General features: G+C 45.6%; 8 protein-coding genes and 1 pseudogene. 6 read left to right on the top strand and 3 right to left on the bottom strand.

Features of this window, described 5'->3' with window-relative positions; all coding sequences use genetic code 11:
* Nucleotides 1-93 precede the first annotated feature (93 nt).
* Complete coding sequence (locus tag Q0340_RS09330) at nt 94-675, bottom strand: adenylate kinase (RefSeq protein WP_298083083.1); 582 nt, start codon at nt 673-675, stop codon at nt 94-96.
* Nucleotides 672-2,426, bottom strand: coding sequence for an aspartate--tRNA ligase (aspS, locus tag Q0340_RS09325; protein WP_298083082.1), 1,755 nt, complete (start codon nt 2,424-2,426; stop codon nt 672-674). The genes Q0340_RS09330 and aspS overlap by 4 nt, the downstream gene beginning before the upstream one ends.
* A gap of 83 nt (nt 2,427-2,509) precedes the next feature.
* Between aspS and Q0340_RS09320 the strand changes: the two genes are divergently transcribed.
* The 6 genes from Q0340_RS09320 to Q0340_RS09295 all read left to right on the top strand — a co-directional run bounded on the left by Q0340_RS09320 (nt 2,510) and on the right by Q0340_RS09295 (nt 8,063).
* Nucleotides 2,510-3,385, top strand: coding sequence for an NAD(+) kinase (locus Q0340_RS09320; protein WP_298083081.1), 876 nt, complete (start codon nt 2,510-2,512; stop codon nt 3,383-3,385).
* Nucleotides 3,379-4,902: an AAA family ATPase gene (locus Q0340_RS09315; RefSeq protein WP_298083080.1), complete on the top strand. Its 1,524-nt coding sequence runs from the start codon at nt 3,379-3,381 to the stop codon at nt 4,900-4,902. The genes Q0340_RS09320 and Q0340_RS09315 overlap by 7 nt, the downstream gene beginning before the upstream one ends.
* A gap of 125 nt (nt 4,903-5,027) precedes the next feature.
* A complete protein-coding gene (locus tag Q0340_RS09310) occupies nt 5,028-5,825 on the top strand; it encodes a TatD family hydrolase (RefSeq protein ID WP_298083079.1) in 798 nt (265 codons plus the stop codon).
* Nucleotides 5,822-6,820, top strand: coding sequence for a lytic transglycosylase domain-containing protein (locus tag Q0340_RS09305; protein WP_297882548.1), 999 nt, complete (start codon nt 5,822-5,824; stop codon nt 6,818-6,820). Before Q0340_RS09310 ends, Q0340_RS09305 begins: the two co-directional genes overlap by 4 nt.
* A gap of 13 nt (nt 6,821-6,833) precedes the next feature.
* On the top strand, nt 6,834-7,589 hold the full coding sequence (locus Q0340_RS09300) for a septal ring lytic transglycosylase RlpA family protein (protein WP_177389235.1): 756 nt from the start codon (nt 6,834-6,836) through the stop codon (nt 7,587-7,589).
* 237 nt (nt 7,590-7,826) lie between these two features.
* Entirely contained in the window at nt 7,827-8,063 is a 237-nt protein-coding gene (locus Q0340_RS09295; protein WP_298083078.1) for a hypothetical protein, read from the top strand.
* 72 nt (nt 8,064-8,135) lie between these two features.
* On the opposite strand, the pseudogene Q0340_RS09290 reads toward Q0340_RS09295, so the two are convergent.
* Nucleotides 8,136-8,440: pseudogene (locus Q0340_RS09290) on the bottom strand (hypothetical protein); the annotation flags it as partial.

Genomic DNA, 8,440 nt, shown 5'->3' with positions numbered 1-8,440 from the left:
AAAGGCGCGTTAATTTAAGCGCGATCTGCACCGCTTGCGATGCAAAAAAGGAGCTAGAGGCACTTAAAAATTTAAGCCGCCACCCCAAGCGCGCTAGCCCAGTTTCTCGATCTCCTCGGCGATTATCGCATTGATATCGGCTACGATCTCTTCGACCGTGCGCTCGCCGTTTACTATATGAAAGATGCCCGCATCGCCGTAAAATTTACGGATATCCTCGATCGGCTCTGAAAACACGCGCATCCTGTTTTTAAAGACCTCCACGTTATCGTCCGCCCCGCGAGCGCGCCCTAAAACGCGCTGTTCGGCGACCTCCTCGCTGACGCACACCTCGATGACCGCGCTAAGGGCCACATCTTCGTCGCCTTGCAGCACCTCATCGAGTTTGCTCATCTGCTCGACGCTTCTTGGATAGCCGTCGATGATGATAAGATCTTTCGGCGAGCTTTTAATCGCGCTAACGATAGCATTTACGACGATATCAAGCGGCACGAGATTGCCTTTAGAGATGAAGCCGTCTATCTGCCTGCCCAGAGCGCTACCACTTGCTACCTCGGCGCGCAGCAGATCGCCCGTAGAATAGTGCTCGATGCTTTGATTCATCTGAGCGATCATACTCGCATCGGTCGTTTTGCCGCTGCCCGGAGCGCCGATGATTAGAAAAAGGCTTTTCATTTTTGCTCCTTCTTATGAAGCCTAAGACCTAGCTCGCGAAGCTGCTCGTCGGTCACGACGCTAGGAGCTTTGGTGAGCGGACACTGCGCGCGCTGCGTTTTAGGAAACGCGATAACCTCGCGGATACTGCTTGAGCCGGTAACCAGCATCATCAGCCTATCAAAGCCAATCGCGATACCTCCGTGCGGAGGCGCGCCGAAGCTTAGCGCATCGAGCAGGAAGCCGAATTTCTCCCTCTGCTCCGCAGGCTCGATCTTAAGCAGCTTAAAGACCTTTTCTTGAATGTCCGCTTTATGGATCCTGATACTGCCGCCGCCAAGCTCGATGCCGTTTAGCACGACGTCGTAGGCAATCGAGGTAATATCCTCCAAATCGGGCTCGTCGGGATTGTTCGGCATCGTAAAAGGATGGTGCATCGCAGAGTAGCTGCCGTCGTCGTTTTGCTCAAACATAGGGAAATTTACGACCCACAAAAACTCAAGCCTGTTCGGATCGATTATGCCAAGCTCGTTTGCGAGGAAAATTCTAAATCTGCCCATATAATCAAGCACGATTTTCTTTTTGCCCGCGCCGAAAAATACGACGTCGCCGACTTTAAGCTCGCAGCGCTTGATAAGCTCATCAAGCTCGCTTTTTTCAAAGAATTTTACCAGCGGCCCCTTTAGACCGTCTTCTTTTACTTGGATAAACGCAAGGCCTTGCGCGCCGAATTTTTTCACGTATTCCTCAAAGCCTTGCATCTGGCGCTTGCTAAATTTAAGATCGCCACCCTCGACTTTAAGAGCTTTTACGCGGTTAGCCTTGCGGTCTTTGGCTAAATTTGAAAAAATTTCGTTGCTCGATTTTTCAAAAATATCGGCTACGTCGATGAAAGGCATATCGTAGCGCAGATCTGGTTTGTCGCTGCCGTAAAGCTCCATCGCGTCTTTGTATTCCATATGTCTAAAAGGGGTGACGATCTCGCGGCCGCAGGATTTGAAAATGTCCTTTAAAACCTCCTCGGCTACGCTCATTACGTCGTATTGGGTATTGAAGCTCATCTCGATATCGATCTGCGTAAATTCCGGCTGGCGGTCGGCGCGCAGGTCCTCATCGCGGAAGCAGCGCGCGATCTGGAAGTATTTATCAAAGCCCGAGCACATCAAAAGCTGCTTGAAAAGCTGCGGACTTTGCGGAAGCGCGTAGAAGCTGCCCGGATAGACGCGGCTAGGCACTAGATAATCCCTAGCGCCCTCAGGCGTCGCGCGCGTTAAGATCGGCGTTTCGACCTCCACAAAGCCTAGCCTATCAAGAGCATTTCGCGCGGCGATCGCAGCCTTGGAGCGCATCTTAAATTTATCGAAGCTTCCCTCGGCACGCAGATCCAAAAAGCGGTACTTAAGCTTAGTTTCTTCATTGACGCTTTTATCGCCGATTACGAAAGGAAGCGGCTTGCTTGGATTTTCTATCTCTAAGCTTTCTACCACGACTTCGATGTCGCCCGTTTTTAAATTTGGATTTTCCAGCCCTTCGCCGCGAGCGCGGATCTTGCCGACGGCTTTTAGAACGAATTCGTTTCGCACGGTATTTGCTACCTCGTATGCCGAATGGCTATCTTTGGGATCACAGACTAGCTGTAAAAGTCCGCTTCGGTCGCGCAAATCTATAAAAATCACGCCGCCGTGGTCGCGGTAAGAATTTACCCAGCCGCACACGGTTACACTTTTGCCGATATCGTTTTTACTCAAATCGGCGCAATAATGACTTCGCAAATTTACTCCTTTAAAATTATTTGTAAAACGCAAGTATAGTTAAATTTTGCTTTTACAAAGCTAATTTTTTATAAAATAAAACTATGGAAAACAAAATTCATAAAAACCTTAAATTCGCGGGGCTAATAGCCAAAAAATCAGAAGAGATTCGCCCCGTCGTGGAGCAAATTTGCGAAATTTTAAAAGCGCAAGGTATTGAGCTTTTGCTTGAAGAGGACGGAGCGGAATTTTTCGGCCTTAAGCCGCATACGCTTACAGAAATTTTAAAAAAGACCAATTTTTTAATCAGTCTCGGCGGCGACGGCACGCTCATCGGACTTGCGAGGCTGCTAAGCGATAAAAATGCCTTTATTTTGGGCATCAACGCGGGCACTTTAGGCTTTTTAACGGACGTGCAGCCGAGCGAATTCGCAAAATTTTTAAAGGAATTTTTGCACGGCGAATATGAGATCGAGCGCCCGTTTTTGCTTGAAGTGATACTGGAAAACGGCAGCGGCAAAATCGTCCGCAAGACCGCATTTAACGACGTCGTAATCACCCGCAGCCATATCTCTTCGATGGCGAAGATCGACGCCTTTTTAAACAGAAAATATTTCAACACCTACTACGGCGACGGCGTGATCGTAAGCTCCGCCGTGGGCTCGACCGCGTATAATATGAGCGCGAACGGATCTATCGTCTATCCGCTGTGCGACGTGTTTTGCGTCACGCCGATCTGCTCGCACAGCCTGACGCAGCGGCCTTTGATCCTTCCAAAAGAATATCTTGCAAGCTTCAAAAACGCCGGAAGCTCCGAAGTTAGCGTCGTCATCGACGGACAAGACGTTTTTGATATGGCGGAATTTCACAGCGTGAGCGTTAAAATTTCACATGCAAAGGCAAATTTAATAAAACGCAGAAGCTACGATTATTTCGACGTTTTAAAAGCCAAACTCAGATGGGGGCACGGCGGATGCTAGAAAGAATTTATATTAAAAATAATCTAGGTTTTTGCGAGAGCGAGCTTAGTTTTGGTCCGGGACTTAGCGTATTTACAGGTATCAGCGGCGCGGGTAAATCGGTATTAATAGGCGCGATTTTAGCGGTGTTCGGGCTTAAAGAATGCGAGGCAGAGCTCATAGAAGCGGACGTAGAACATAAATTTGATATGGAAAATTTCGGCTTGATAAACGATACGCCAAATATTTTTCGCGTTCTAAAAGAGCGTAGCTTGCGATACTTTATAAATTCTCAATCGATCTCGAAAAAAAATCTAAGCACGATCGCCGGCGAATACGTGAAATTTTTAGGCGCGAAAAACGCCGGTGAAATGAGTAGCGACAGCTTGCTAAAATTACTTGATTTTATCGCCGCGAAAAAAGATGCGGCGCACGCGCAAAGCCTATTGGAGCTTCAAAGCGCTTTTGTGGAATTTAGCCGTACAAAAAAGCAGCTGGATGAAATTTTGGATCAAGAGCGCAAGATCGAGGAGTTAAAGGAATTCGCTCGCTTCGAGATTGAAAAAATTGAGCGCGTATCGCCTAAGATCGGTGAATATGAGGAGCTTTTGCAGATCAAAAAAAAGCTTAGTAAAAAAGATAAGATTGAGGAACTTTGGGCTAGGGCGCAGGGTGTTTTTGAGCTAGAACGCAGCGTCATCGAAGCGCTAAGTCTTAGCGGACTGGATAGCGCGTTTTTTGAGGATGCGATGAACGAGCTGCGGCTAAAGCAGGAAAGTTTAAATTTAGACGAGCTCGAAAATATTGACATAGAGAAAATTTTAGATCGTATCGAAGCTCTTAGCGCGCTAAATAGGCGCTACGGAAGCGTAGAAGAGGCTTTAGCTACGCTTGAAGCGCGCAAGAAAGAGCTTGAGCATTACGAGCAGTTAAGCTTTGAAAAAACCAAGCTACAAGCGGAATTTAAACGCCTTAGTGAAAGCACCACTACCCTTGCCGAAAAAATCAGCGAGGCTCGCAAGGGCACTAAAAAACGGCTCGAGGATCTGATAAATTCCTATCTAAAGCAGCTTTATATGGACGGAGTGGAGCTTAGTTTTAAGCCTACGGTGCTTAGTGAGTGCGGCACGGACGAAATTTGCGTCAGCTTGTGCAAGACAGAATTTAAAAATTTAAGCTCAGGCGAAACGAACCGCTTACGCCTTGCTTTCATCGCGGCAAGCTTGGAGCTTACAAATAACGGCGAGGGAATTTTGATCTTAGACGAGATTGATTCAAATTTAAGCGGAAAAGAGGCGATGAGTATCGCTAACGTGCTGGTAAAAATTTCAAAATTTTATCAAATTTTTGCGATCTCGCACCAGCCGCAGCTTAGCTCAAAGGCTGCGTCACACTTTTTAGTAAGTAAAACGAACGGAAAATCTAGCGTGAGATTATTAAGCGAAAATGAGAAAATAACAGAGCTAGCTCGTATGATAAGCGGCGAGACTATTACTGCAGAAGCCCTGGAATTCGCTAAAAAACTAAGACAAAGCTGAAGGAATTTTAAGCTTAAGTTTAAATCTGAAATTTTTTGCTACAATACCGCGTTTAATTTAAATTTAAGTGTGATTTTGCAAAACGACGTAAAATCCGCTTCGAAAAATTTTATCAAGTGAGTTTTATGATTATAGATACACATTGCCATTTAGACGATACTAGTTTCGACGCCGATTTGGACGCAGTGATTGAGCGCGCCACGATTGCAGGCGTGCGCAGCATCATCATTCCCGGTGCCGATGTAGCAGACCTAGATAAGGCATGTAAAATTTCGCATGCACGGGATAATGTGTATTTTGCCGTAGGGGTACATCCATACGAGATAGATTCTTTCGATATGGAGGTGCTGAAGCGGTATGCTGACGATCCCAAATGCGTGGGCGTTGGCGAATGCGGTCTTGATTATTTCAGACTTAAGCAGCAAGAGAGCAAGGAAACCAAAGCCTTAGAAATCTCCCGCCAAAAAGACGCCTTCATCTCACAAATCGATCTAGCAACACAACTTCAAAAACCACTTATAGTCCATATCCGAGAAGCAAACGAAGATAGCTTTGGAATTCTAAAAGATCGCGCCGGCGATTTATGCGGCGGTGTTTTACACTGCTTCAATGCCAGCAAGCTTTTGCTAGGTCTTAGCGAATACGGATTTTACTTCGGTATCGGCGGAGTTTTGACATTCAAAAATGCAAAAAACTTAGCTGAGATCTTACCGCAAATTCCGCAAGAGCGCCTCTTAATCGAGACGGATGCACCCTATCTAACCCCGCATCCGCATCGCGGCGAGCGCAACGAGCCTGCATTTACGAGACTCGTGGTAGAAAAAGTCGCGGAAATTTTAAGCCTAAGCGTAGAAGAGGTTGAAGCAATAACGACTCAAAACGCCTGTAGGCTTTTTGGCGATAAAATCAAAGGAGAGATATGAAAGCCATAAAATTTATACTGCTAGCCCTACTTTTAGTGGGCGAAGCGTTTGCGAGCCAGCCCGGTCTGATGCGCGCAAATCACGACTATATTTTAAATCAATTCGGCATCGAAAATAACGAATCGAGCAAAAACGTAGTTGCGGGCATATTCCGTGCGATCAATGCAAGCGATCGCAAGCAGTTTAAGCATATCGTGACTTCGCAGTCGCACAATGCCTACTTAGTCAAATCCGAGGTTGATAACATTGAAGCTCCGGAATTCTTATTGTATTTGGCAATGGTAGAATCTCATCTTAAAAACACCGTAACTTCGGGCGCTAGCGCAGGTGGTATGTGGCAGCTGATGCCGGCAACTGCGAAAAATTTCGGTCTTAGAGTAGATAGCGCCGTAGATGAGCGTCGCGATCCCGCAGCCTCTACGGATGCTGCATTTTCGTATATTTTGCATCTGAAGCAAAATTTTGGCAAGTGGTATTTAGCGCTAATGGCGTATAATTGTGGCGATCAAAAGCTTAAAAATGCGATTGCAGCTACTGGCAGCGATGATCTGGATCGCTTGCTAAAAAGCCCTGCACTTCCTAATGAGACTAAGAATTTTATCAAGCGCATTATCAAATACGCTTATATCGCTCAAAATGAAAATATGCGTAAAATTCTGCTTTTTGAAAGCGAGCCATGGGGGCTAAAGCGTATCGCAGTAGCTCCGGGCACAAAGCTAAGCGCGGTTGCAAAACAGATCGGAATTTCGCCGTCGCAGATGCAGGATTACAACGCGCATATTAAAAACGGAATTTCGCCGCTTAACGGCAAGTACTTCTTTTATATCCCACAAAGCAAATATGCAGAATTTGTCGTAAATCAAGGCGCGTTTCAAGCGTATGAACCACGTCTGAAACAGCGCAAGCCAGGACGCGTGTTAGCAGGTTTGGCGAACGAGCTTAGCCTCAAAGACAAAAACGAAATAGCGCTAAATAATATAAAATTCAACAAATAAGATCGGATCGTAGGTGTCGTACCAGAAAATCGCTCTTTTTAGTGCGCTTTTTGCGCTAATTCTTGCCGGTTGCTCGTTTCGCACCGCACCGTCGTCTAGATCGTCTGCGGGCGGTGCGGGCAAGATCGGCAAAAACTCTCCCGCCACCATGCGCCCTTATAAAATCAACGGCAAAACCTACTATCCAGAGCAGGTAAGCGTCGGCGATACCCAGATAGGTATCGCCAGCTGGTATGGGCCGAATTTTCACGGCAAATACACCTCAAACGGCGAAATTTACGATATGAACGGCATGACCGCCGCGCACAAAACCTATCCAATGAATACTATGGTAAAGGTCACGAATCGCGACACCGGCGCTACCGCAACCGTGCGCATCAACGATCGCGGTCCATTCGTGGATGGTCGCATCATCGATCTTAGCAAAACAGCTGCTAATTTAGTAGGCGTATTTGCCAAAGGTACGGCGCCGGTAAAACTCGAAGTAGTGGGCTTTTATGGGCATACTATCGCCAAAGGCTCGCCGAAAGCAACCATTGTCGGCGGAAATTTTATGGTGCAAATCGGTGCGTTTAGAAACAGAAGCGGCGCACAAATTTATCAGCGCGATTACCACGGCACGGCGGGATATCCTGCGATCATCAAAGAATTTAGCATAGATGGCGCGCCGATTTATCGCGTCTTTTTAAGTGGATTTAAAAGCGAGGATGAGGCGAGAGATTTCGCGCATAATGGCAAGTTTACTGGAGCTTTCATCGTAAGAGAGTAGCAGTTTTATTTGACGGCTTTTACCTTCGTTTTTTTGCTTGATAAGGGTTTTGTTAAATTTATTTGTGAGCTACTTGCAGTAAAATTTCTCGTCATCTAATAGTTATCTGCTTTAGCTGCGGCGAAGTGCGAACTACTTGCAAGCTATTCGTATCAAAAAGTGCGCCTGCCTGCTTGAGCTTTGTTTTTTAATAGGACGCCGCGGCTGATAAAATTTTATATTGCTAGGGGATAGAGCATGCAAAAATATCCGGAAGTTTATAGTTTAGAAAAGAGTTTGGCTATACTTGAAAAATATAAAGACGAGCTGAGCGTAGAACAATACGAGCAAAATAGATCTATCATCTGCAACCACGCGATAGATGGTATGTTTGCAAACGAGCAAGATATAATCGATCTTATCAAGGTCGATAAGGGAGAAAGAACGCCCGATGAGATAATAAACGAATATAAAAAAGAGTGGGGCGTTTTATAGCGCAGTAGAAAATTTAAATTTGATAGTGAAATATCAGATGTATTTAAACGCGGCTCATTGGTTCTTTGAATTTTAATCGTGTAAAAAAGTTACGACTTCATGTTCTTTTGGTAAATTCTCTCTACCTCTAATACCACGATTACCGTATTCCGTTAGAGCTTCTTTTAAAATTTTATAAAGCTCATCTAACGAAATTCCGTCAAGACTAGAATTGATGTTTTCCAGCTTATATTTTATAAAAAAGGGGTTATCGACTAGCATTTTACTTGTGGTTTCGTCATAGACCCGTCTAATGTCAAGCTCGATATTTTTATCTTTATAATGGAGTAACCAAATATCCTCATCCGTAAATCCATCTCGTGGATCCGTCATAGATG

The sequence above is a fragment of the uncultured Campylobacter sp. genome (genome assembly GCF_938045595.1).
In the GTDB taxonomy this organism is placed as follows: Bacteria; Campylobacterota; Campylobacteria; order Campylobacterales; family Campylobacteraceae; genus Campylobacter_B.
The sequence above is the reverse complement of the archived record's forward strand: the minus strand, read 5'-3'. Positions and strand labels throughout refer to the sequence as shown.